19 protein-coding genes and 1 pseudogene are annotated in these 22,794 nt (G+C 72.5%); 6 read left to right on the top strand and 14 right to left on the bottom strand.

The annotated features are described in order from the left end of the window. Window positions 1-62: 62 nt before the first annotated feature. Together E9998_RS18040 and E9998_RS18035 are read left to right on the top strand one after the other, a co-directional pair. Entirely contained in the window at window positions 63-791 is a 729-nt protein-coding gene (locus E9998_RS18040) for an HAD family hydrolase (RefSeq protein WP_136531091.1), read from the top strand. Window positions 792-961: 170 nt separating this feature from the next. Continuing rightward, window positions 962-1,645, top strand: a complete 684-nt coding sequence (locus tag E9998_RS18035) for an alpha/beta hydrolase (protein WP_136531090.1) — start codon at window positions 962-964, stop codon at window positions 1,643-1,645. 6 nt (window positions 1,646-1,651) lie between these two features. On the opposite strand, the gene E9998_RS18030 is transcribed toward E9998_RS18035, so the two are convergent. Then, window positions 1,652-5,923 carry a CHAT domain-containing protein gene (locus tag E9998_RS18030; protein ID WP_136531089.1) on the bottom strand — a complete coding sequence of 1,424 codons (4,272 nt, stop codon included), beginning with the start codon at window positions 5,921-5,923 and terminating at the stop codon, window positions 1,652-1,654. Between the two features lie 91 nt (window positions 5,924-6,014). On the opposite strand from E9998_RS18030, the gene E9998_RS18025 reads away from it, so the two are divergent. Next, on the top strand, window positions 6,015-6,416 hold the full coding sequence (locus E9998_RS18025; RefSeq protein ID WP_136531088.1) for a hypothetical protein: 402 nt from the start codon (window positions 6,015-6,017) through the stop codon (window positions 6,414-6,416). Window positions 6,417-7,381: 965 nt separating this feature from the next. Here E9998_RS18025 and E9998_RS27155 read toward each other — a convergent pair. Further along, window positions 7,382-7,954 (bottom strand): annotated as a pseudogene (locus E9998_RS27155) (helix-turn-helix domain-containing protein); the annotation flags it as partial. Window positions 7,955-8,033: 79 nt separating this feature from the next. Here E9998_RS27155 and E9998_RS18015 point away from each other — a divergent pair. Continuing rightward, window positions 8,034-8,996, top strand: coding sequence for an NAD(P)/FAD-dependent oxidoreductase (locus E9998_RS18015; protein ID WP_136531087.1), 963 nt, complete (start codon window positions 8,034-8,036; stop codon window positions 8,994-8,996). Window positions 8,997-9,151: 155 nt separating this feature from the next. Here E9998_RS18015 and E9998_RS18010 read toward each other — a convergent pair whose 3' ends face one another. From E9998_RS18010 to E9998_RS18000, 3 genes are all read right to left on the bottom strand, one after another. Further along, window positions 9,152-9,373 carry a hypothetical protein gene (locus tag E9998_RS18010; protein WP_136531086.1) on the bottom strand — a complete coding sequence of 74 codons (222 nt, stop codon included), beginning with the start codon at window positions 9,371-9,373 and terminating at the stop codon, window positions 9,152-9,154. A 125-nt stretch (window positions 9,374-9,498) separates the two neighbouring features. Continuing rightward, on the bottom strand, window positions 9,499-10,155 hold the full coding sequence (locus tag E9998_RS18005; protein WP_136531085.1) for a DUF4241 domain-containing protein: 657 nt from the start codon (window positions 10,153-10,155) through the stop codon (window positions 9,499-9,501). 1 nt (window position 10,156) lies between these two features. Further along, window positions 10,157-10,813, bottom strand: a complete 657-nt coding sequence (locus E9998_RS18000) for a DUF4241 domain-containing protein (RefSeq protein WP_136531084.1) — start codon at window positions 10,811-10,813, stop codon at window positions 10,157-10,159. 117 nt (window positions 10,814-10,930) lie between these two features. Between E9998_RS18000 and E9998_RS17995 the strand changes: the two genes are divergently transcribed. Next, window positions 10,931-11,479: a hypothetical protein gene (locus E9998_RS17995; protein ID WP_136531083.1), complete on the top strand. Its 549-nt coding sequence runs from the start codon at window positions 10,931-10,933 to the stop codon at window positions 11,477-11,479. A gap of 25 nt (window positions 11,480-11,504) precedes the next feature. Here the strand turns inward: E9998_RS17995 and E9998_RS17990 are convergent, their stop codons facing one another. From E9998_RS17990 to E9998_RS17960, 8 genes are all read right to left on the bottom strand, one after another. After that, window positions 11,505-11,702: a hypothetical protein gene (locus E9998_RS17990; RefSeq protein WP_136531082.1), complete on the bottom strand. Its 198-nt coding sequence runs from the start codon at window positions 11,700-11,702 to the stop codon at window positions 11,505-11,507. A 77-nt stretch (window positions 11,703-11,779) separates the two neighbouring features. After that, the gene (locus E9998_RS17985; protein ID WP_158299862.1) at window positions 11,780-13,102 is read right to left on the bottom strand and encodes a contact-dependent growth inhibition system immunity protein; all 1,323 of its coding nucleotides are present in this window, start codon (window positions 13,100-13,102) and stop codon (window positions 11,780-11,782) included. 86 nt (window positions 13,103-13,188) lie between these two features. Beyond that, complete coding sequence (locus E9998_RS25450; protein ID WP_158299861.1) at window positions 13,189-14,355, bottom strand: hypothetical protein; 1,167 nt, start codon at window positions 14,353-14,355, stop codon at window positions 13,189-13,191. A gap of 59 nt (window positions 14,356-14,414) precedes the next feature. Further along, window positions 14,415-15,110 (bottom strand): CE1759 family FMN reductase, encoded by a 696-nt coding sequence (locus E9998_RS17980; protein WP_136531080.1) that lies wholly within the window; start codon window positions 15,108-15,110, stop codon window positions 14,415-14,417. After that, a complete protein-coding gene (locus E9998_RS17975; protein WP_136531079.1) occupies window positions 15,107-15,577 on the bottom strand; it encodes a MarR family winged helix-turn-helix transcriptional regulator in 471 nt (156 codons plus the stop codon). Before E9998_RS17975 ends, E9998_RS17980 begins: the two co-directional genes overlap by 4 nt. Before the next feature lie 12 nt (window positions 15,578-15,589). Beyond that, entirely contained in the window at window positions 15,590-16,774 is a 1,185-nt protein-coding gene (locus E9998_RS17970) for an LLM class flavin-dependent oxidoreductase (protein ID WP_136531078.1), read from the bottom strand. 182 nt (window positions 16,775-16,956) lie between these two features. Then, window positions 16,957-17,571, bottom strand: coding sequence for a LysE/ArgO family amino acid transporter (locus E9998_RS17965; protein WP_136531077.1), 615 nt, complete (start codon window positions 17,569-17,571; stop codon window positions 16,957-16,959). A 4-nt stretch (window positions 17,572-17,575) separates the two neighbouring features. Further along, window positions 17,576-18,451 carry an aminoglycoside phosphotransferase family protein gene (locus E9998_RS17960; protein WP_136531076.1) on the bottom strand — a complete coding sequence of 292 codons (876 nt, stop codon included), beginning with the start codon at window positions 18,449-18,451 and terminating at the stop codon, window positions 17,576-17,578. A gap of 152 nt (window positions 18,452-18,603) precedes the next feature. Between E9998_RS17960 and E9998_RS17955 the strand changes: the two genes are divergently transcribed. Continuing rightward, window positions 18,604-19,791, top strand: a complete 1,188-nt coding sequence (locus E9998_RS17955) for a hypothetical protein (protein ID WP_136531075.1) — start codon at window positions 18,604-18,606, stop codon at window positions 19,789-19,791. A 1,324-nt stretch (window positions 19,792-21,115) separates the two neighbouring features. Here E9998_RS17955 and E9998_RS17950 read toward each other — a convergent pair. After that, a complete protein-coding gene (locus E9998_RS17950; protein ID WP_240037665.1) occupies window positions 21,116-22,366 on the bottom strand; it encodes an MFS transporter in 1,251 nt (416 codons plus the stop codon). Window positions 22,367-22,794 lie beyond the last annotated feature (428 nt).

The following is a 22,794-nucleotide window of genomic DNA, read 5'->3' as shown; positions in this document are numbered from 1 at the left end:
GGGCCACGTTACGGTTGCGGCGGCGCCTCGGGGCGCCGCCGCCGAACGATGAAAGGGCCGCCGTGATCTACAGCCTCTTCGACTCCGCCGCCGCCTACGAGGTGTCCGAGGCCGAGCAGGCCGAGCCGGTGCCGCCGATCGAGGCGGTCCTGTTCGACTTCTCGAACACGATCTTCAAGCTCATCGACGTGGGCACCTGGCTGCGCCGTGTGGAGGCCGCGACGGGGCGGGCGTTGAGCGCTGAGCTGCTGGAGAAGACGGCCGGGCAGCTCGGGGAGACGTACCGCATCCCGGAGGTGGCCGCGGCGCAGGTCGGTCGGGACGAGTCGGCCGAGAAGCACCGCGTCGCGCTGTTCGAGTGGTTCCGGCACGTCGACTACCTCCAGGGCGTCGAGTCGGTCGCGTACGACCTCATCGCCGCGCCCGACGCGTGGGTGCCCTACCCGGACACCGAGCCGCTGCTGCGCGAGCTGCGCCGGCGCGGGATCAAGACCGGGATCGTCTCCGACTTCGCGTGGGACGTGGGCGTGCACATGGAGCACTTCGGGCTCGCCGACCTCATCGACGTGCGCGTGATCTCGTACCAGTACTCGACCGAGAAGCCCGACCCCGTGCTGTTCCGCGCCGCCTGCGAGCGGCTCGGCGTCGACCCGCGCCGCACCCTCATGGTCGGCGACAACCCGGCCAAGGACGGCGGCGCGGCGGCGTGCGGCATCCGGAGCTTCATCCTCCCGGGCGAGGCGCGTACGGGCGAGCGGGGCCTCGGCCAGGTCCTCGGGTTCCTGGAGTAACCCCGTCTCGACCTTCTCCACCTGGGGCACTTCGCCTCGGTGAGTCGAAGACGGCGAACGTGCTCTTCGCGGTGGAGCTCGACCGTCTCGGGAGGGACGCGGGGCTGCGGGCGTTCGCGCTGCACCCCAAGGGGTTGTGCCCGATTCAGGTCTCGGGGAGAATACGGCCGATGACGGACAACCGGATTCTGCTCCTCGGCTTCGACGCCGTCGAAGGCCGCATGGTCATCGCCCGCAACAACCCCGACGACGCCCGCCACGTCGTGGTCCTGGTACCCGGCGTCAGCGCCGACGTCCACAGCATGGGCACCCTGACCCGGCGCGCGGAGGACCTGTTCCGCAAGCTCGCCGCCCACCACGAGGACGACACGATCAGCGTCATCACCTGGATGGACTACGTCGCGCCCCGAAGCGCCCGCGAGGCGAGGGACGCGAAGTACGCCGCCGCCGGGGCACCGCGTCTCGCGACCATGCTCGCCCAGATGCCGGTCACCGCCGAGGTCTACGGGCGCTATCGCGCGGCGGCCCGGACCACGGTCATCGCGCACGGGTACGGCGGCCTCGTCGCGGGTCTCGCCGCGAAGGAGCACGGGCTCCGGACGGACGCTCTGGTGCTGCTCGGCTGCCCGGGCTCGGGAGTGCGTTCGGCGAACGAACTGGGCCTGGACGGCCGGGTCTACGCGACACCGTCCGATCGCGACGGTGACGGCACCCCGCTCGACGTACACGGCGTCAGGCCGGACGATCCCGCGTTCGGGGCCAAGGTCCTGCGGCCCGGGCCGCTGTCGAACCAAGGTGATCCGCTGGTCCGATACGTGCCGGAGCTGCGTCCGATCGTCCTGGGCCGGAACTGACGCCGTTCACGCCCCGAAATGCAGGTGCGAGGCCCACAGCGAGGGCGTGCCCCGGTAGCGGTCGCGCTGCGTCCGCACCGCCGAATGGAGTGAACGCGCCGCCCTGGCCGCGTCGGGACGGCCGGTCCCGTCGATGAGGCCGGTGTAGCAGTCGTCGGCGATCTCGACGGCGATCTCGTCGTCGACCTCCCACAGTGTCGCGATGACCTGCGGGAAGCCCGCCGCCTGCATGGAAGCGGCCAGGTGGATCCCCTCGTCGAGCAGCGCTTCGGTCGCGTTCACGGCGGTGTGGCAGGCAGAGAGGTAGGCGAGCGCCGCGCCGTCGAGGTCGATCGCGCCGAGGTCGGCGGCCGTGAGCGGGCGCTTCGCGTGGTCGTTGAGCAGCAGGCCGCTCGCGGCCGGGTCGGCGAGGTCGAAGCTGCCGTGGCAGGCGAAGTGGGCGATGGCGCGGCCGGGGAGGGCGGCCAGGGCGCTGGCGCGGTCCGGCGCTTGGAGTACGAGCGCGTCGGGTAGGAGGTCGGCGAGCAGTTCGGTCTCGTCGGCGACGTGTCGCAGGTCGGGCAGGCCCGGGGTGGTCGGCATGGGGACGATGAGCACGCCTCGGGCCGCGCCGACGGCGGCCTGCCGCTGCCGGGCATGGCGCAATGCCTTCACGGTGGGCGTGTAGGAGGAGACGGCCCGGTCGAGGACCGTCCTGCCGCTCTCGGCGTCGGTGTGGTGTCCGGCGGCGTGGAGCGGGAGCAGTCCGAGGTAACCGCCTGGGGCCCACCAGATCCGGGGCAGCGGTGTACCGGGGTCGGCGGGCGCGCCGATGCCGAGCGCGTCGAGTACGGGTCCGGTGACCTTGTCCCACAGCCACTCCAGGGTGTCGAGCAGCGCGGATTGCGCGGCGGTCCGGTCGCTTTCGAGGTCGTGTGCCTTGCGCAGTGCGACGTGGAAAGCGTTGGCCTGGTCGATGACGGCGGCGGCGTCGACTCCCGGCAGGTCGAGGGCGGTGACGTCGCCTGCGGTGATGAGGAGCGCGGTGCCGCTGCTGGCGACGTTGAGGCAGACGATGGGGCCCTGGTCGGCGGCGGCGAGCAGGTCGTCGATCTCGGGTGGTGTCGCGAAGTCGGCGAAGCCGTCAAGTCGTCTGATCTCCCTGAGCACCGCCTCCAGGTCGGCGGCCGCGTCGGTGCGATCGTGCTCGCCCTCGGCGGCGAGGTCGGCGCCTCTGTCGAGGGCGTCGCGCAGGGTCGTGAAACGCGCCGCCAGTTCGGGATCGGCCGCGCGGAGCCCGGCGATTCCGCCTCGGGTGTCGAGTGCTCTGCCCACCAGGACCGCCCGCCCTTGTTCAAGCAGTGCGAGCGCGCGTCTGGCCCGTTCTCGGGCCGGGCGGGAGGGGTCGAGGAGGGTCAGCGTCGCGGCATCTCCCGCGATGCCGGCCATCGACGCCATCGCCTCCTGCTGCTCGCCCCGGGCCATGCGGCGCGGCGCGATCTCGGGGAGGAGGCCGACTGCGACAGCGAGCAGGTCGGCGGCCAGCGTGAACTCCTCGGGGTCGTAGTCCGATGCCTCCCTTGCGGTCTCGACGGCGTTGATGGCGAGCCAGCCCGCGCCCTTCGCCGCGTGGACCCGGTAGAGCGGCGGTGCGAGCGGCGAGCGGGCCAGCTCGGCCAGGACGCGGAGTCCTTCCGTGCGGTCGGCTTCACGGCCCGCGTCGCCTCGGGGGTCGAACGCAATGTCCGGGTACCGGACCCGCTCCAAGAGGATCTCGCCGAGCGTGTGCAGCCATTTCGGACGGTCGAGGTCCTCGGGGTCGGCGTGGAGGGCTTTGCGTGCGGCGTCGACGGCCTCGGCGAGTTCCTCGTGGCGATGGCGGTCGTTCCTGAACCGGTCGAGCAGGATCATGCTCAGGTTGCCGTACGCGTGCGACCACGACTGGAGCCGGACGGCGCGGCGGGCCAGGTCCAATGCCTCGTCGAGGTCCCCTGCTCCCATCCGGGCCCGGTGGCGCAGGGCGTCGCTCAGGGGCACGAGCAAGGTCGCGGACCCGGGGTGGCGGTCGAGCGCTTCGCGGTAGTGCCCGATCGCCTCGTCGAGGTCGACGACATCACGGGTGAGGAGGAACCGCCGCTTCAACGCGCCGGCCAGTGCCCTCGGGTCACCCGCGCCCGAGCGTCCCTCGCCGTCCCAGTTGGCGGCCGCCTCCCTTCGCAGGCGTACGAGGGCGTCGACATCGGCTTTCGTGTTCGTCCATTCGAAGCGGTGCGCCAGGTAGTCCTCAAGCATGACATGGAGGTCTTCCGGGCCGATGTGGGCGGAGGAGGGCTGGTTCGCGCGGGTCCGTGTGACCTGGAGGTGTCCTCGGAGGGTGGCATCGGGCCTGCCGTGGGCGGTGAGCGCCTTCCGGGCGAGGCTGATCGACAGGTCGAGGTCGGGGAGGTCGCCGCTCTTGCGAGCGCGGTCGTGGAGGACGACGGCGAGGTTGTAGAGGAGTTCGGGAGAGGACTCGGCGGGGGCGTCCGCCGCGGCCGCCCGGGCGAGGTCGGCGGCGTCTTCGAGGTCGGACCGTCTGTGGTTGCTTCGGTATCCGATGTAGAGGACGCAGCTCAGGTCCGCGCGGCGGATCACTCGCGACGCGGTGTCGGGTGCGGTGGCCAGTGCTTCGCGCAGGGCGTGCACGGCCGCTTCATGGTCGGTCGATTCACGGTCGACGGATTCTTGATCGGCTGATTCGTCGAGGGCCTTGTGGCGGGTGAACAGCACGAGGCCGAGGGAGGACCACGCTTCGCTCGGGTCCGGTGCGGCGGTGCCGGGTTCGACGAGGGTCTGGCGCGTGGCGACGAGTTCGTCCAGGTCGCGGATGTCGCTGTGGCGTTCCCATCGCGCATGTAGCGTCCGGGCGAGTTGTTCCAGTGCTTCCCTGCCGCCGCCTCGGGTGGCGGGGTCGAAGGCGACGCCTCGGCGGGCGGCGTCGACGGCTTCGTCGAGGTCGGCTTCGTCGTCGTAATTCGCGAAGCGGGTGAGCAGGGCGAGGCTGAGGCTGGTGAGGTTGAAGGCCGCTGTCGCTTCGGCGGCCAGGTGTCGATTGACCGCCACGAGTTCGTCCAGTTCGTCCTTGGTGTTCTCGGCCGTGAAGCGGAGGGTGCGGTCGAACAGGAGGCCGGCGAGGCGGTGGAACGGTGTGCGGCTGGTGGCGGGTCCGGTCTCGGCGGCGCGGCGGGCGGCCGCGATGGCGGCGTCGAGGTCTGATTTCGAGGAGGTGAGAGCGGACTTGGACTGGAGGAGGTCCGCGAGCAGGTCGAGCCGCATGGCCGTGTCGGGCCTGCCTTCGCCCGCCTGGACGGCCGCCTCGGCGATCCGGATCGCTTCGATGAGCACCGAGGGCGATGCGGCCGAATCGTATTGGTGTTTCAGAGCGTCGGCGAGGTTGTAGAGGGCGAGTTCGGCGTCGCGCAGGCCCGATCGCGCCTGTGCGGCGGCGATCCGGCCGAATCGGACGGCCTCGGCCAGGTCGGTGTCGTCGCGGTCGCGTTCGAAGCGCAGGATGAGCGCGCCGCACAGGTTGGTCGCGGGGGCAAGCACTTCGGGTCCGGAGGTGATCGCGGTGGCGCGGCGGGCGGCGTCGATCGCGGAATCCAGGTCAGCCGCTTCTCGGTGGAGGTCGTAGCGGGTCTTATGGGCGGCGCTCAGGTTCGAGAGGTGGATGCCCAGGTCGGAGTCGCTCGCGCCGAGTTCCACGGCGAGGCGTCCGATGTCGATGGCGTCGTCGAGGTCGGCCGGGGCAGCGGTCATCTGGTGCCTGGCGACGAGCATGCCGCAGGTCCAGGCGAGTCTGCGCGCCAGTTCCGGGTGGGCCTCGGGGGTGACGGAGACGAGGTAGCGCCACTGTTCGACCAGGTCGGTGAAGAGCCGGGTGTCGGCTTCGGCGACGGCGTAGTTGATCATGTCGAGTATCCGCGGGGCCGCGCGGTCGGCGAGCGCGGGCAGCAGGGGCGCGGGGAATTCGAAGACGCCAAGGGCCGCGACCGCGCAGTCGGTGAGGAGTTCGAGAGCCTCGGCGATCTTCTCGTCACGGATGTCGTCGCGGGGCGCGGATGCCGCTTGGTGCCAGGCGAGCCAGCCGAGTCGGAGCCGGGCCTGGACGTCCGGGGCCCGGGTTTCGACCAGGCTCGCTTTCAGGTGCTCGGCGAGGGCCGTGATGCCGGGTGCCCAGGCGAGCGAGGGGTCGCGGCTGTCGCTGATCCAGGTGAGGGCCTGGTCGAGCAGTGCGTTGAGTTCGTCGCGGCTGCGCATGAGCCCTCCTCGTGATTCGGGTCACTTCATCGTAAGATGGCCTTGCCCCGCTTGCATGTCGGGGATTGGACGGCAGCCTGGGAGAGCGCCTGTGGCAGGCAAGCGGACAGCGGAGCAGATAGCCGGGGGCATAGCCCGGGTCTGCGAGCACATCGGACCGATCCGAGAGACCTTGGAGCGCGGCCCGGACGGCGGCCCCCTGGACCTCGACCGCCTCCTCACCGCGTTGAGGGCCGGAGCCGATCCCGCCGTGCAACTCGAGGCGGTCCATCGGGCGCTGCGCCGGGCGCAGGACGCGGTGGGAGTCTTCGGCCACACCCGTGACGGTTCGATGCTGGCGTTGGCGGGGATCGCCGACGGCGGCGGCGAGCCGGTCCTGCTGTGCCCCAGGGACACCGCGCCGTGCGCGCGTTTCGCCTGGCCGAGTCGGGACATGGTCCAGTACTGCCATGTCTCCGGCGGTCCGCTCCGACGCACGACGCTCCTGCCATGACCGACCTCATCGGACGGCTCGGCTCCGAGTTCGGTACCCGGATCGCCGACAAGTGGGCGAGCTTGCTCGTCCTGAGCGGGGCGGCGTTCCTCGCCGTGTGCGCCGCCGCGAACGTCCTGGGCCAGACGCACGCCTTGGACGTCCGGCGGCTGATCGACTGGATCTCGGCCGCCGCCGCCGACCCGGCGGCGACCACTGCGGGCGGTCAGGTGGTCTTGGCCGCGGCCGTGCTCGTCGCGGCGAGCGCGACCGGTGTCGCCGCCCGGGCACTGGGCTCGGCGATCGAGCGCACGGCCTTGGCGGCGGGGTGGCGCTCATGGCCCGCACTGCCGCGCGCGATCGCTGCGAGGCAGGTCGACCGCCGTCGAACACGGTGGGACGCAGCGCATCAGGAGTACAGCGACGCGTGGACCGCCGCCGCCAAAGCGCGGGCGCTCGGGCAGCCCCACGATCCCGAGCCCCGGCTGGCCGCCCTCCGCCGCAGAGCGGCCGTCGCCCTCGAACAGCCCCAGCGTCCCACCTGGAGCGGCGACCGGATCCACGCGGTCGCGGTGCGGCTGCGGCGCGACCACCGCCTCGAACTCGACCGCACCTGGCCGCACCTGTGGCTGATCCTCCCCGAGCAGCAGCGGGCCGAAGTCGTCGCGGCACGGACCGCCCTCACCCGGGCCGCCCAGCTCGGCGCGTGGGCGATCCTCTACCTGCCGGTGGCGTTCGCCTGGTGGCCTTCGGGTCTCATCGCGCTGGTGCTCGGTGCGACCGCGTTCCGCGGATTCCGGACCGCGGTGGACGGTTACGCCCTGCTCGTCGAGGCCGCCGTCCGGCTGCACGCCCGCGATCTCTCCCAGCAGCTCGGGGTGGCGTGCGACGGGGCGCTGCCGACCGACTTCGGTGACCGCCTGGGCGACCTCCTCGGCTCCGCGCCCCCGGTCGCGCCCACCGATCGTCCTGAAAGGTAACGCGCCCTTGGGCTTGGCGCGCAGGTGGGCGCGTTCGCCTTGGGAGCCGAAGAGGCTGAGGATCTCCACCGGGTGCTCGTCGGCGCTGCCGAACCAGTGCGGTGTGCGCGTGTCGAACTCGGCGGCCTCGCCGGGCTTGAGCATGAAGTCGTGCTCGGCGAGCCGCACCCGCAGGCGTCCGTTGAGGACGTACATCCATTCGTAGCCCTCGTGCACCTGCTGGTCGGGTTCGGTGCGGGTGCCGCCGGGGATGACGAGTTTGTAGGCCTGGATGCCGCCGGGGCGCTTGGTGAGCGGCAGCATCGTCATGCCGTTGCGCGTGACCGGCCGCAGGTGGATGCGCGGGTCACCGGTCTCGGGGGCGCCCACGAGTTCGTCGAGGGTCACGCCGTGCGCCCGTGCCAGGGGCAGGAGAAGTTCCAGGGTGGGTTTGCGCGAGCCCGACTCCAGGCGCGAGAGCGTGCTCACCGAGATGCCGGTCTGCGCGGAGAGGTCGGCGAGGGTCGCCTCGCCGCGGTTGCGGAGGGCGCGCAGGCGCGGCCCCACCGAGTCCAGGGTCTGGTCCGTCGCTTCGTCCATCCTCCGAGTTTGCCAGATCGGCAAGAACCTTTGCCACTTTTCGGCGATCGGGTCTACGGTCGGGGCGGAGGTGGTCGAGATGACCGATGAACTGAAGGACCGGTACGACGTCGTGGTGATCGGCGGCGGCGCCGCCGGACTGAGCGCGGGGCTCATGCTCGCCCGCGCGCGCCGCACCGTGGCCGTGATCGACGCGGGCGAACCCCGCAACGCGCCCGCCAAGGCCGTCCACGGGCTGTTCGCCCGCGAGGGCACGCCCCCGTCCGAGCTGCTCGAACGCGGCCGCGCCGAGGTGCGGCAGTTCGGCGGCCACGTGGTCGCCGGTACCGTCACCGCCGCGAAGCGCGGCGAGGACGGCTTCACCGTCGCGCTCGCCGACGGCCGCGAGGCGCGGGCCCGGCGCGTCCTGGTCACCACGGGCGTGGTCGACCGGCTCCCGGAGATCCCGGGCCTGCGCGAGCAGTGGGGCGAGGGCGTCGTGCACTGCCCGTACTGCCACGGCTGGGAGATCCGCGACCGCGCGATCGGCATCGTGGCGACCGGGCCGTTCTCGGTGCACCAGGCGCTGCTGTTCCGGCAGTGGAGCGAGGACGTCGTGTTCTTCCTCGGTGAGCAGGACCGGCCGGGCGAGGAGGACCTGGAGAAGTTCGCGGCCCGCGGCATCCGCGTCGTGGAGGGCCCGATCGCGAAGGTCGAGACCGCGGACGGCCGGATCGTGGGCGTGCGGCTTGCGGACGGCGAACTGGTCGAGCGGGAGGCGCTGGCGGTCGCGACCCGCGTCGAGGCGCGGGCCGGGTTCATCGGGGACCTCGGGCTGGCCGCGGTGGAGCACCCGTCCGGCATGGGCGAGCACGTCCCGGCGGACCCGTTCGGCCGCACCGAGGTGCCCGGGGTGTGGGTCGCGGGCAACGTCACCGACCTCTCGATGCAGGTCGGGAACGTGGCGGCCGCGGGCGCGATGGCCGGGGCCCAGATCAACATGGAGCTGGTCGAGGAGGACACCGAAGCGGCAGTGCGAGTCCGCCGCCAGGCCGCCTCCTGACGGTCGACCGGCCGTGAAACCGTCATCCGAGCCCACGGCGGCGGGACCGAGGGCTCGGATGATCGAATGCCCTGCCGCACAACCGGTGCGGGTACCCGGCCTCGGCTCCGGCGGACCGGATCGGGGCATTGCGCGCGAGTCTGGAGCGAGCCCGGCTACCGGGCGGAGCAGAGTGGGAGGCGGTCGGGGACGGCCGACAGCGTGAGGTTGCCGAGGACCACCGAGGTGAGGCCGCACACGTTCGCGACGAGGTACGTCGGGTGCAGCGTGCCGGGGCCCGACTTGCCGCCGACGGCAGCCGCGGCATGTGACGGCGACGCGGTGAAAATAGCCGCGGCGACGGCGAAGACGGCGAGTGTGCGAACGGTACGGGTCATGGTCGAGCCCCCTGGTGCGTAACGGTGCCGCGTGCGGGCGGCGGGTCGGCAAGGGTAACGAGCGGGGCCGGTCATGGTGACGCACGTCGGCGCCTGCAGCCGATCCGCGCTCTTGCCGCCACGGATCACTCGACAGGATCGGCGATGACGAGGAAGTCGGTGACGTAGCAGGTTACGGCCCCTGCTTCGTCGCGGCCGATGAAGGTCGGATAGGCGCCGTCACCCCAGCCGGAGCCGACGACGGCCACGTTCGCACCGGTGGCCTCGTCGGTGACCGCGTTCGCGATGCCCTTGATCGGCGCTTCCCAGTCCATCTCGTCAAGGAGGAGTTCGTCGACCAGCTCGCCGTACTCGTCCTCGACGAGCGGCCGCAGTGCGCCGTGGTCGGCGAGGGTGCCGCAGCCTGCGTCGACGGAGTAGCCGAAGAAGCCGTCGTCTCCGAGTCCGTCCACATCGCTCTCAACCCGTGTGGTCGCCATCTCCCATGCGGCCGTTGCCTCCTCGGAGATCCGCAGCTCCAGCGCGGCGTTGCGGCGCTGGACTTCGGCGCCGTCGAGTACGAAGACCGCGACCCAGGCGGTGAGCTGGTAGGTGCCCGGCTCGACGGCGACCAGGAACGGGTCGGCGTCGCGGTTGACGAGCGGGTCGCAGCCGACGATGCGACCGGTCGGGCACACCGAAGGGCCGATCGGGAGCGGCGTGATGGTCACGGTCGCACCATGCTTGTCGGGGTAGGAGAACCCGGGTTGGAGCAGGCGCGAGAGATCGGGAGCGTAGGCCATCTCAGTCCTCGTCGGGACCGGCGATGAGCAGGAAGTCGGTCACGAGGCGGGTGACGGCGCCCTCGGCGTCGCGGCCGATGAAGGTCGGGTAGACGCCGTCGCCCCAGCCGGTGCCCACGATGACGACGTTCGCGCCGGTCGCGGTGTCGGTGACGGCGGAGACGAGGCCCGGCACGGGGCCCTCCCAGTCGGTGGCGTCGATGAGCCGCTCCTCGGTCTCCTCGTACTCCCAGCCTCGGAGCGCCGTGGTCGCCACCCGGTCGGCGAGGGCGCCCGCACCCGCGTCCACGGCGTAGCCGAAGAAGCCGTCCTCTTCGAGCTCGGCCGGGTCGTCGTCGCCGCTGACGGCCATTTCCCAAGCGGCCGTCGGCTGGTCGGTGATACGAAGCTCCAAGGCCGCTACGCGGCGGTCGGTCGCCTCGCCGTCGGTCTCGATCGTCGCGACCCAGGCGATGAGCCGGTGGACGCCGGGCGGGACCGCCACGGTGAACGGGTCGCTGTCCGGGCAGACGAGCGGGTCGCATCCGACGATCGACCCAGTGGGGCAGACGGCCTTCTCCAACTCGACCGGCTGGACCCTGCCGACGGTGTCCTTCCAGCCCACGTCGAAGACCGAGCCTGGGGTGAGCAGTGCCGCGAAGTCGGGGGTGTACGCCATCGCGCGATCATAATGGCCCCGTGCGACAGTGCCCGAGGTACGTCTGCACCTCAGGCACAACAGTGCTTCGAGGACGACCGAGGGCTCAGCGATGCGGGCGGGTTCTAAGCTCGGTGCATGACCCTTCGCCTCATGGGCGCCAATCCGTGCGTCACCCTGTACGACGGCGACCGGGCGACGGCGTTCGCTTCAGTGTGGCGCGTCGACTGGTCCCTGCGCGGCAACGGGAACGCGCTCGTGCTGGGCACGCCCGGCCGCACCCGGATCTTCGGCGCCGACACCGCTCTGGCCGCGTGGCTCGGCGAGGAGTTCAACCGCCACCTCGCGGCCGTCGTCGCGACGGTCGGCTGGTCGGAGCCCGAGGTCGTGGCGGCGCCGGTCGCGTTCGACCTCGATCTGGCGCAGGGGTTCAGGGCCACGGCGGCGGACGTGTCGGTGGCGATCGCCGGTCCGATCGAGCGGTACCTGACCCGCAACGACGAGTACGACCTCGGCGGCGTCCCGCACGTGCTCTCCACCGTGTGGATGCCGTGTGAGGAGGCCGCGATCTCGGTCGGCGGCGCGCCCCTGCCGGGCGGGCCGCGTGTGGACCTGAAGGCGCCCATGTCGAGCGCGTTCATCGCCGACGCCGAGGTCTGGTGCACAGCGGACCATCCCCGGAAGTGACCGGCCGGAGTCTCGGGGACCGGCGCTAGTCGTCCTCGGGTTCGATCTGGTCGAGTTCGGCGGTGTCCTCGTCCACTCCTGCGCTGCCGCGCACGGTCACCGAGGCGAGCAGCGCCTCCGCGAACGCGTCGGGCACGATCGCGGCCGTCTCGATCACCTCGGAGGGCTCGATGTTCGGGATGTTCACCATCTCACCGACGCTGATCCCGTCCCACTCGCTCATAGACCGGCCGCCTCTCCTGCGATTCCGTGCGTTCCCGAACGATACCGCCGAACCGGCCCCGGCGGTGTCCCTCGTGGTCAGACCCCGTCCAGCTCATCGCGCAGCAGTCCTTCGGGATCGTCGACCCCGGCCGCCAGCGCCCGCAGCTCCAGAGCGAACTCCGAGTCGCCGCTTACGGCGTGCAAGGCGCTGCGCAGCAGGGCCCCCGGGCTCATGTCGCCGGCGGCGAGCGGGTCGGCGCGCAGGACCTTCAGCGCGATCGGCAGGAGGTGGTCGAGGCCGACGCGCTGTCCGATGAGCATCCGCAGGTGCTCGACGGTCAACGACCCCAACGGTACTCGTCGCAGTGCGTGCACTTTGGACACGAGGGTGGTGGCACCCGCCGGCGAGTCGCCCCAGTCGTCGCCTTCGAGGTCTTCGAGGGTGCGGTGCGGGCGGGCGGTGTCGAGGGCGAGGGTGCGGTGGTCGGCGGCGAGGGCCGTGAGGTGCGCGCGGAGGTCGGCCTTCCATGCCGCTTCGGCCGCATCGGGTTCGCCGAGGGCGGCGGCGATGTCGCCCAGGGCGGTGAGGGCGTGGAGGCCCGCGAAGAGCGGGAGCATGTCGATCTCGTCGGCGGTCAGGGGCCGGGCTTCTCGGTAGCCGTCGATGAAGGCCGCGAATCGCTCGGCATGCTCGGGGGCCGGGCGGCCGGAGTGGTCGCAGAGGTCGCGCACGGCGAAGGCGATGTCGGCGGCGTACCAGGAGCGGTGGGCCTCGTCGAGGTCGAAGGCGGTCGCGGTCCCGTCCTGCCAGGCGAGGTTGTCGAGTTCGAAGTCCCCGTGGACGACGCCGAAGCGGGCCGGTTCGCGAGAGAGCTTGCGCGCGGCGGCCGTCAGGGCGGCGGCGCAGGCCGCCAGTTCGGGGTCGTCCGGGAAGGTCGGCGGGGTCGCGAAGGGGCCCGGCAGCGGTTCCTTCGCGTCGGCGGCGGCGAGGTGGAATTCGGCGAGGGCCCGGCCCCAGGCGCGGGCGCCCGGCTCATCCAGCTCCTCGGCGTCGAAAGCCTCGCCGGGCGCGGCCTCGACCATCATGGCCTGCATGAACCCCAGCGGGGTCGCCACGGTGGCGACGAGGGTTCCGGCCGTCGTGGGCACGGGCCGCGCGACGCGGGCGCCGGTGTCGGCGAGGCGGGCGGCGAGCGCGGCGACGGCCGCGAAGGCGTCCGCGCGGTCGTCGGGCGCGAAGCGCAGGTAGCGCTTCCCTTCCTGGTCGGGCAGCACGAACACGTGCGTGGCGCTGGAGCGCCACCATTTCGCCGTCCCGGCCGGGTGGCCCCAGGCGGCGGCGACGAGGTCGGCGACCGGGCTCTCCCAGCGCTCGTCCACGGTCTGCTTCAGGCGGTCGATCATGTCGAGGGTCATCATCACCGGCGAGTCTGGTCGCAGCGCCGCTGCGGTGCAACCGGATATCCCGCGTTCGGACCGCTCGGTCCGATCCGGTCCTGCGCGTTTCAGGCGGGCCGGATCCACAGGTGGCGGTTGCTGGCGATGAGGACCCTGCCGTCGGCCAGCGTCGCGACCGCCAGGACCGGGTCGGCGGCGCAGCCGAGTTCGCCGCGCTCCCAGGTGAGGTCGGGCCATCGACCGGCGGCGGTGAGCACGAAGTTGCACGCGCTGTTGCGGTCGTCCTCGCGCACCATCCTGTCGCCGACGATGATCGGCGACCCCGCCGCGTCGAAGGCGACGTCCACGGCCTTGCCGTCGCCCACGTCCTGGCGACCGGTGACGGTCCAGGCGAGTCCGTCGGCGCTGTCGAGCTGCATGACTTCGAGCGGGCCGTCGCCGGGCGGGGTCGCCGCCAGCGCCCTCCAGGCGCCGTCGACCGGCCGCAGGTCGAGCACCCAGGCGTCGCCCGGGAGTCCTTCGGCCGGGGCGGTCTCCCAGGTCCGGCCGCCGTCGAGGGAGCGCCAGGCGAGCGCGTCGGCGCCGAAGGCGACGACCGTGTCGCCTTCGGAGGCCATGCGGCAGAAGCCCTCCGGCTCGCCCGTCAGTTCCTCGGAGGTCGCCGGTTCGGTGACGGTCCCGTCGTCGGCGACAGTCCACAGGAGGGCGTCGTCGTTGACGAATCCGCTCACGAGCAGGCCGCCGGGGATCGCGGCCAGACCGCACAGGCCGGACCGGTCGCCGCCTTCGCCCTTCGGGGCGTTGGCGGGAAGGTCGAGGTCGGCGAGCTCGGTGACCGTGCCGTCGGCGTCGCGGCGCTGGACCGACTCGCCCGAGAGTCCGACCATGACGCCGTCGCCGAGGTCGATGACGCCGGTGGCGCCGCCGAAGGGGGCGCCGCTCCAGCCTTGGGAGCCTTCGGGATCGCCCTGGCCGTCGTCGGGCTCGGGGTGGAGGCGCAGGGCGGTGCAGTCGGCTTCGCCCGTCCAGGTCGCTCCGACGTCGCGGTAGCCGTTGTCGTACAGGCCGACGCCGAGGACGCAGTCGCCGAGCGGGACGAGGTCGCGGAGGCCGCTGCCGTAGTTCGCCCAGGTGCCGGGGTAGTCCACGGCGTCCTCGTGGAGGAGGAAGCCGAGGGCGCCGTCCGGCCCCTCCGCAGTGTGTTCGTCGGCCGCGGCGCAGCCGGAGGAGAGCAGGACTGCGACGGTCGCGGCGATGACGTTGCGGGGGTGCATTTTCGAACCGTAGCGCCTCCCGGCTCCCAAAGGGGTCGGAAGGCGTTGCGGTTCGGTCGCTACGGCTTGCGTCTGGGCGCGGCCGAGCCTCCGGTGGCGAGGCGCATGAGGTCGGTGCTCAGGTCGATGTCGAGTTCGGTGCCGCCGGCGCTGCCGTACTCGTGCTGGTAGCTCTTCCAGGATTCGGTGCGGACCTTCTCGGCGAAGCCCGACTCCACGAGGAGGAGCAGTTCGACGGCGGCGCGGTCGATGCGCTCGCCCAGTTCGCGCGAGTTCCAGTCCTCGGTGGCGGCGAAGACCGAGGTGGGCACGGTCATGGTGCGCAGGTAGGCGAACAGCGAGCGCATCTGCTCGTCCACGACCAGTGCGTGCCGGGCCGTTCCGGCGGTCGCGGCCAGCACGACCGGTTTGGCGATGAGGAGGTCGTTGTCGAGGACGTGGAAGAAGGAGCTGAACAGGCCGCTGGGCGCGGCCTTGTAGACGGGGGCGCTGGCGACGATCGCGTCGGCGGCGCCGAGGAGTTCGATCGCGCGGGTCATCTTGGGGCCCATGAGCTGCGAGACGAGGGCGGTCGCGATCTCGTTGGCGAGTTCGCGCAGGTCGATCACCGACACGGCGACCTTCTCGTCCCGGGCTTCGGCGAGGGACGCGACGCGGTCGGCGATGCGGTCGGCGAGCATCCTGGTCGAGGAAGGGTCGCTGGTGCCGCCGGAGACGACGACGAGGCGGTACGGCTGGGCGGCTTCGGCGTTCACCGGGAGGCCTCCTGACGGTCGGGTGTGGACGGTTCGGTTCGGGCGGCGAGCTTGCGGCCGATGGCTTCGAGCTGGCGCATCTCCTCGTCGGTGAGGACGGCGACCGCGCGGGCGACGTCGACGGCGTGGCGCCCGCCGACGCGGCGCTGGGCCTCGCGTCCGGCCGCGGTGAGCGCCAGGCGCACCCCGCGGCCGTCGGCCGGGTCGGCCGCGCGCTCGATGAGGCCGCGCTCGGCGAGGCGGTCCACGAGCCGCGACAGGGCGGGCTGGCTGAGCAGCACGTCGCGTCCGAGTTCGTAGAGCCGCAGGGGTTCTGCGTGTTTGGACAGGGTGTAGAGCACGTCGTACTCGCGCATCGACAGCTCGCCCCAGATCGGTTCGGCGGCGAAGCGCTTCATGAGCGCCGCGTGGGCGGTCAGGAGCGACTCCCACGCGGCGTTCGCGCGCCGGCTCCGGCTGGCGGTCATGGCGGTCCTCCGTTAACCGAGGCTCGGGTACTCGGCCTGGGCGTCGCCGTCCTGGTAGGGCGAGCCGCCGGTGACGTTGTCGCCGCGGTTGGCGTTCGGGCGCGGCTGGCGGGCCGGCGCGTCGCCGTACTTGGCCGCGACGAGCGACGCGTGCGTGGGCGCCTCGGCCGCGCCGGGGTCGCGGCGGGCCGCGAGTTCCTTGCGCAGCACGGGGACGACCTCGCCGCCGAGCAGTTCGAGCTGGTCGAGGACCATGCCGAGCGGCATCCCGGCGTGGTCGAGCAGGAACAGCTGGCGCTGGTAGTCGCCGAAGGTCTCCTGGAAGGTCAGGGTCTTGTCGATGACCTCCTGCGGGCTGCCGACGGTGAGCGGCGTGCCCTTGGTGAACTCCTCCATGCTCGGGCCGTTGCCGTAGACGGGGGCCTCGTCGAAGTACGGGCGGAACTCCTTGACGGCGTCCTGCGAGCGCTTCGCGATGTAGGCCTGGCCCCCGAGGCCGACCACGGCCTGCGCCTGGGTGCCGTGCCCGTAGTGCTCGAAGCGCCTGCGGTAGAAGTCGATGAGGCGCTTGGAGTGCGAGGACGGCCAGAAGATGTGGTTGGCGAAGAAGCCGTTGCCGTAGAACGCGGCCTGCTCGGCGATCTCGGGCGTGCGGATGGAGCCGTGCCACACGAACGGCGGCGTGTCGTCCAGGGGTCGGGGCGTGGAGGTGAAGCCCTGGAGCGGCGTGCGGAACTCGCCCTCCCAGTCCACGACGTCCTCGCGCCACAGCCGGTGCAGCAGGTTGTAGTTCTCCAGCGCGAGCGGCAGGCCCTGGCGGATGTCCTGGCCGAACCAGGGGTAGACCGGGGCGGTGTTGCCGCGCCCGAGCATCAGGTCCATGCGGCCCTTGGAGAGGTGCTGGAGCATCGCGTACTCCTCGGCGAGGCGCACGGGGTCGTTGGTGGTGATGAGCGTGGTCGCCGTGGTGACGATGAGGCGCTCGGTGAGCGCGGCGATGTGGGCGAGGAGCGTGGTCGGGGACGAGGAGAAGAACGGCGGGTTGTGGTGCTCGCCGATGGCGAACACGTCGAGCCCGACCTCTTCGGCCTTGACCGCGATCTTGACGATGGCGTCGATCCGCTCGGCCTCGCTCGGGGTGGTGCCCGAGACCGGGTCGCGCGTGATGTCGCTGACTGAGAAGACACCGAACTGCATTGTATTTCCCCTGCTCCTGCCGTTCCCACGGCCTGATGTTCATGCGTTTGCATCTACCTCAACAGGGGGTGCCCGCGGTTTGTTCCCGAGCCGGGCGGGTGAGGCCGAGCACACGAGACCGCGCACAAGACATCACTCAGACGACACCGCTCACAAAAGAGTGCGCACCGGGCACCGCGCGCTCAGGCGACGGCGTGCACGAACTCCCAGCCCAGCCATACCGCGAAGACCAGCAGGATCACGCCCGAGGCGCGGTCGAACCAGACCCGCCGCCCCGGCGTCATGAGACGCCGCATCGCCGCCGCCGCGCCCGCGAGCAACAGGAACCAGCCCCAGGAGGCCGAGACCGCGCCCGCCGCGAACGCGGCGCGCGTCCCGGCGGACTGCGCCGCGATCGCCGCCCCGAGGACCCCGACCGTGTCGAGCACGGCGTGCGGGTTGAGCAGCGAGACCGCCGCGGTGCGCCGGAGCGTGCGCGCGGGCGACCAGTCGCCGTCCTCGCCGTCGAGCTCCGTGGGCCGCGTCAGGAGCGAGCGGACGCCCAGGTAGGCGAGGAACAGCGCCCCGGCCGCGAGCATCGCCGGGCGCAGGCCCGGCACCGAGTCCAGCAGCGCGGAGGCCCCGGTCGCGCCCAGGACGATGAGCAGCGTGTCGCACAGGCCCGCCCCCGCGACCGCCCACAGCGCCCGCGGCATCCCCAGGGACACGCCCTGGCCGAACACGAACACGTTCTGCGCCCCGATCGGGACGATGAGCGCCAAGCCGATCGCCAGACCGGTGAAGAAGACCGCGGTCATGCCGTCACGGTTTGAGCAGCCGGTCGAGCGCGGCCCGCCCGGCCGGGCCCCAGGTCGGCTTGCCGCCGTCCCAACCCATGTCGCCCGCGTGGCCGACCTCGATGAGCGCCAAGGCCTTCCCGAGCGCCCAGCCACGCGCCCGACGCACGGCCGCCGCGTCGGCGCCGTACCGCTCGAAGCACCGCGCGGCGGCGCCGTCGGGCAAGAGCACCCAGGCCGCCGCCAGGTCCGTCGCCGGGTCGCCCGCGCACATGTCGCCGAAGTCGATCAGCCCGGTGAGCGCACCGCCTGCGGTGACCGCGTTCGCCGGATGCAGGTCCCCGTGGAGCCACACCGGCGGCCCGTCGTAGGCCGGTGCGGCCAGCGCGTCGGCCCAGACCTCCCGCAGCGGCCCGGCGTCCCCGGTGAACCGTCCGATGCCGCGTTCCATGTCCGCGGCGAGGCGGTCGAGCGGCACGCCGCGGTCGGGACTCGCGGGGGCGCCTGCGGGCGCCTCGCGGTGGAGGGCGGCGAAGAGGTCGGCGAGGACGTCGGCGCTGCGGGCCTCGCTGATCGGGGCCCGGTCGGCGGGTTCGCCGGGCACCCAGGTGGTGACGATCCAGTTGCGGGGGAAGGCGTCCGAGGGGACGCCGAGGCGCACGGGCACCGGGACCGGCAGCGGGAGGCCCGCGGCGAGGCCGGGCAGCCAGCGGTGCTCCTTCTCCAGGAGGCCCGGGGCGCGGTCGGTGCACGGCAGGCGCACGGCGAGGTCGTCGCCCAGGCGCCACATCTGGTTGTCCCAGCCGCCTTCGACGGGCCGGAGCGGCAGGTCGGCAAGGTCGGGGTGCTGCCCGCGCAGCAGGCCTCGCACGAAGTCCTCGTCGATCGCCTGGTCGTTCACGGTGACGCCCTTCGGTCGCGTGGGGCCCGCCGGAGGCGGGCGAGAACCGGGCAAGCGTATACGCGCGGCGGGCGAGGCGGGCCGGGCAACCCCCGCCCGGCGGCGCGCGTATCTAGCGCGACCACATCCGCACTGAGAAGGGAACCAGCCCAATGCGATCGCCACTGGCACGCACCCGAACGGGCCGCATCCGAGGCGTCGGCCTCGCACTGGCCGCCCTCGGCGCTCTGGCCGCCTGCTCCCCTGGTGGCGCAGACGCCGACGCGACCGGTTCCGGCACCGAGCCGGGCGCCGACGCCGTGACCGAGGCGCAGCGCCTGTACCAGATCGTCAACGACAACAGGGCGATCGACGGCGAGCTTCAGGAGATCGAACAACGGGTCGCGAAGCGCTGCATGGAGGACGAGGGCTTCGACGTCCACCAGCCGTCGGCGTTCCCGCCGGCGGACACGACGCTGTACGGCGCGGCCGGATACCTCACCGGCGCGCCCCTCCGGGCCGTCCCGACGCCCGAGGAGGCCGCCGAGTGGGGCTTCGGCCAGTGGACGGATTACGTGTGGTCGCCTGAGAACGAGCAGTACAAGGACGAGCTGCTCACCCCGGAGGCGCGGGCCGCGTTCGAGCTCCCGGCGGAGGACTACGTCGAGCCCGACACGAGCGAGTGGGACGCCCAGGGGGCGGAGTACCAGGCCGAGTGGATCGAGGCCTACACCGGCGCCGCAGTGATCGAGGACTCGTTGAAGGGTCCGCAGGAGGATTCGGAGGCGCCGATGGGCGGGTGCGAGCTCCGGATGGTCGAGACGATGTACGGCGAGCCGTACACGGTGACGGAGACGGATGACGGCGAGAACGGCGAGGAGTCCTACGAGTTCCAGGTGACCCACCGGCCGAGCCCGGTATACACCATCGGGGAGTTCCAGGACTTCGGCTCGCTGTACGACGAGGTCGCGGAGCAGGTCGTGGCCTTCGAGTCCTGCCTCATCGACGCCGGTTACGAGGGCTGGGAGCTCGGCGAGGAGCTGTTCCCTCCGTTGTGGACGTACTTCGGGCGGATGTACGACCCGGCCTATTTCGAGGAGTTCGGCGACGAGGAGGGCATCGAGACGCCGGAGCCGCCTGAGGACGTCCCCTCGGACTTCCTCGGCGTGCTCGAACTGGAGCGGGCGATGGCGGGCGACTTCGCGGCCTGCGGGCAGGACAGCGGTTTGAGGGAGGCGATCGAGCAGAGCTGGGCGGCGATGCTGGTCGACGCGTACCTGCCGATCGAGACCGACCTGGTGGCCTGGCAGACCGAGATGCAGGGGCACCTGGACAGTGCGCAGGACTACCTCCAGGAGTGACCGACGGTTCCAGGCGGGCGCGGCGCCCGCGCGGGCTCGGAACGAAACGGGCGGTTTCCAGGGCGGCGGGCGCCGGGCGAGCTGAGGCCGTGATGGCGGCCCGGGGGTTGAGGCCGTGAACGCCGCCCCGAGTAGACACCGCGGGTGCCGCGCGGGGGTCGAGGCCGCGGGCGCGGAGCGGGGTTGAAGCCGTGAACGCCGCCCCGAGTTGACACCCCGGACGCCGCCTGGGGTCGAAGCCGCAGGCGCAGGGGCTCAGGCCGTGGGCGCAGCGTGGCGTTTAAGGCCGAGGGCGCGGCCCGGGGGTTGACGCCGGCGGCGCCCCGAATTGGCACCGCGGGCGCGGCGCGGAGGTTACGGCAGTGGGCGCCGCGCGGAGGTTCGGGCCGTGAGTGCTGCTCGGGGGTCGAGGCCGCGGGCGCCGCGGAGGGGTTGAAGCCGTGGGGCAACCCGAGGGTCGAGGCCGTGGACGCTGCGCGGAGGTCGAGGCTGCGCGATCGACCCTCGGACATGCAAGCGCGACAGGGCGACAGTGGGGACACCGCCACACCCCTACAACGCCTCACCGCCGACCGGGGCCGCGCGCCGAAGCCGCACGCTACGGGCCGCCACCCCGCCACCGGAGTCTCGCTCACCGATCCCGTTGGCTCGGCGAGTCGCCGGGCGGGTCGCCGGGCGTCGGTACAGTCCGAAGATGGGCACCTCCGACGCCGCTCGCGACCGCGTCTCCGCCGCCGCTTCCGGCTCTCCCGCCTCCCCGGTCACGCCGTCCGACCCTGACCGTCGGCTCGACGCGCTCATCGCCCTCTACAGCGCCGACCGCGACAAGGTCGCCACGCTCGCCAACGAGCGGCTCGCGCTGCTGGCGATCCAGATGACCTACCTCGGCCTGGCGATCATCGCGTTGAGCGGGACCTGGCCGATCGGCGGACCGTGGGTCGCGGCCTTCAGCGCCGCGCCGCTGTGGTTCATGAACGCCCACCACCAGGTACTCGTCGCGGCCGGGCTCACCAGGTCCCGCTCGGTGTCCATACTGGAGCAAAAGCTGTTCGAGCGGGCCGGGCTCGACCCGCGCGAGCGCCGCGAGATCGGGCACTTCGCGGGCGCACTGGTGCGCGACCTCGGGACGCAGCCGCGCACGTTCAAGATCCAGGCGGGCGTGGCGTTCACCGGGATCGGCTTGGCCCTGCTGACGTTCACCGTCTACGCGCTGGCGGTCGCCGCCGAGGGCGCGGGCTGGCTCTCGGTGCCGGTGGTGTTCGCGTCGGTGTGCTACGCGGCCTTGGCGACCGCGTCGCTGATCGGCTGGACCCGCGCGGCCCGGCTACCCGGCGGGGCGGGAGCGGTCCAGGTGGGCACGGTCCAAGTGAGCACGGTCCGGCCGCGCCCGGCGCCCCGCGAGCCAGGCGACGGCGGCGACGCCGATCGCGGCCAGGCCCAGGGCGATGCCGATGCGGACCGGGGCGAGGAGGCCGTGGCCGGCGTCGATGGCGATGCCGCCGAACCAGGCCGAGAGCGCGATGCCGACGTTGAAGGCGGCCGCGTTGGTGGAGGAGGCCAGTGAGGGCGCGCCCTCGGCGGCGTCCATCACGCGGGTCTGGAGGACCGGGACCATCGCGAACCCGGCGAAGCCGAGCACGAACACCATGACCCCGGCCGCCGCCTGGTGGTGGGCGGCGACGGTGAACACGGCCAGCGCCGCCGTCGCGGCGAGCATGGTGCCGAAGAGCGCGGGCGTGAGGGCGCGGTCGGCGAGGCGCCCGCCGAGGAGGTTCCCGGCGGTGAGGCCGACGCCGAAGAGGACGAGGAGCCAGGGCACCGCGGCGGCGTCGAATCCGGCGACGTCGGTGAGGATCGGCTCCATGAAGGTGATGGCGGCGTAGGCCGCGCCCCAGGCGAGCATGGTGATCGTCAGGACGGTCCAGACCTGGGGGCGGCGGAAGACGGCGAGTTCGGTGCGGAGGTCGGTGCCGGTGTCGTCGGAGCGGGCGGGCACGTAGGCGATGATCGCGGCCAGGGCGGCGGCGCCGATCCCGGCGATGGCCCAGAAGGAGGCGCGCCAGCCGAACTGCTGGCCGAGGGCGGTGCCGAAGGGCACGCCGATCACGGTGGCGAGGGTCAGGCCGGTCATCATGAGGGCGATCGCGCGGGAGCGGCGCTCGGGGGCGACGAGGCTGGCGGCCATGACGGGCCCGATGCCCATGAAAGCGCCGTGGCACAGGGCTGCGACGATGCGGCCGGTCATGAGGACGCCGTACCCGGTGGCGACGGCCGCCAGCGTGTTCCCGGCGATGAACAGGCTCATCAGCAGGACGAGCATGGTCTTCCTCGGTAGACGGGTCCCCGCGGCGGTCATGATCGGCGCGCCGATCGCGACGGCGGCGGCGTAGCCGGTGACGAGGAGTCCGGCGGTGGGGATGGAGACGCGCAGGTCCTCGCCGAGCGGGCCGAGGAGTCCGACGACCACGAATTCGGTCAGTCCGATGCCGAAGGCCCCCAAAGCGAGGGCGAGGAGCGCGAGTGTCCGGCGCCGCGCATCGGGGGCGGTCTTCGCGGCGGCGGTGAGGGTGGGCACTGGCGTCCTCTCAGAGGGTATCGGTGGCGCGGTGGCGCGGTGGCGCGGTGGCGCGGTGGCGCCGTGGCGCGGTGGCGCGGTGGCGCGGTCGCGCGGTGGCGCGGTGGCGCGGTGGCGCGATGGCGCGGTGGCGCGGTGGCGCGGTGGCGCGGTGGCGCGGCCAAGTATGTACCGGTCCACCGCCCGCGTCCACGGGGTTCCGCCGCCGGTCCCGCGGTCTCCCGTGGCCGGATGCCTTGGCCCCCTGAGAGTCGCACGCACCCAATCGAGTCGCCGACCGGCCTGCGGCCGCCGCCCACACGAACCGCAATCCTCTGCCGCCGCGTCGACGCGCCCTTGGCGGCCCAGGCCGGATGCCTTGGCCGCCCGAAAAACTCGCACGCGCCCGGGCATGACCGGCCCCCGGCCGCCGCCGACGAAACGCAATG

The organism is Glycomyces paridis (genome assembly GCF_004912155.1).
Lineage (GTDB): Bacteria > Actinomycetota > Actinomycetes > Mycobacteriales > Micromonosporaceae > Glycomyces > Glycomyces paridis.
The sequence above is the reverse complement of the archived record's forward strand: the minus strand, read 5'-3'. Positions and strand labels throughout refer to the sequence as shown.

Bases quoted from the DNA above. Each gene is read 5' to 3' on its own strand.
- E9998_RS18035 (WP_136531090.1), top strand. From the start codon at position 962: ATGACGGACAACCGGATTCTGCTCCTCGGCTTCGACGCCGTCGAAGGC.
- E9998_RS18030 (WP_136531089.1), bottom strand. From the start codon at position 5,923: ATGCGCAGCCGCGACGAACTCAACGCACTGCTCGACCAGGCCCTCACC.
- E9998_RS18015 (WP_136531087.1), top strand. From the start codon at position 8,034: ATGACCGATGAACTGAAGGACCGGTACGACGTCGTGGTGATCGGCGGC.
- E9998_RS18010 (WP_136531086.1), bottom strand. From the start codon at position 9,373: ATGACCCGTACCGTTCGCACACTCGCCGTCTTCGCCGTCGCCGCGGCT.
- E9998_RS18005 (WP_136531085.1), bottom strand. From the start codon at position 10,155: ATGGCCTACGCTCCCGATCTCTCGCGCCTGCTCCAACCCGGGTTCTCC.
- E9998_RS18000 (WP_136531084.1), bottom strand. From the start codon at position 10,813: ATGGCGTACACCCCCGACTTCGCGGCACTGCTCACCCCAGGCTCGGTC.
- E9998_RS17995 (WP_136531083.1), top strand. From the start codon at position 10,931: ATGACCCTTCGCCTCATGGGCGCCAATCCGTGCGTCACCCTGTACGAC.
- E9998_RS17990 (WP_136531082.1), bottom strand. From the start codon at position 11,702: ATGAGCGAGTGGGACGGGATCAGCGTCGGTGAGATGGTGAACATCCCG.
- E9998_RS17985 (WP_158299862.1), bottom strand. From the start codon at position 13,102: ATGATGACCCTCGACATGATCGACCGCCTGAAGCAGACCGTGGACGAG.
- E9998_RS25450 (WP_158299861.1), bottom strand. From the start codon at position 14,355: ATGCACCCCCGCAACGTCATCGCCGCGACCGTCGCAGTCCTGCTCTCC.
- E9998_RS17975 (WP_136531079.1), bottom strand. From the start codon at position 15,577: ATGACCGCCAGCCGGAGCCGGCGCGCGAACGCCGCGTGGGAGTCGCTC.
- E9998_RS17970 (WP_136531078.1), bottom strand. From the start codon at position 16,774: ATGCAGTTCGGTGTCTTCTCAGTCAGCGACATCACGCGCGACCCGGTC.
- E9998_RS17965 (WP_136531077.1), bottom strand. From the start codon at position 17,571: ATGACCGCGGTCTTCTTCACCGGTCTGGCGATCGGCTTGGCGCTCATC.
- E9998_RS17955 (WP_136531075.1), top strand. From the start codon at position 18,604: ATGCGATCGCCACTGGCACGCACCCGAACGGGCCGCATCCGAGGCGTC.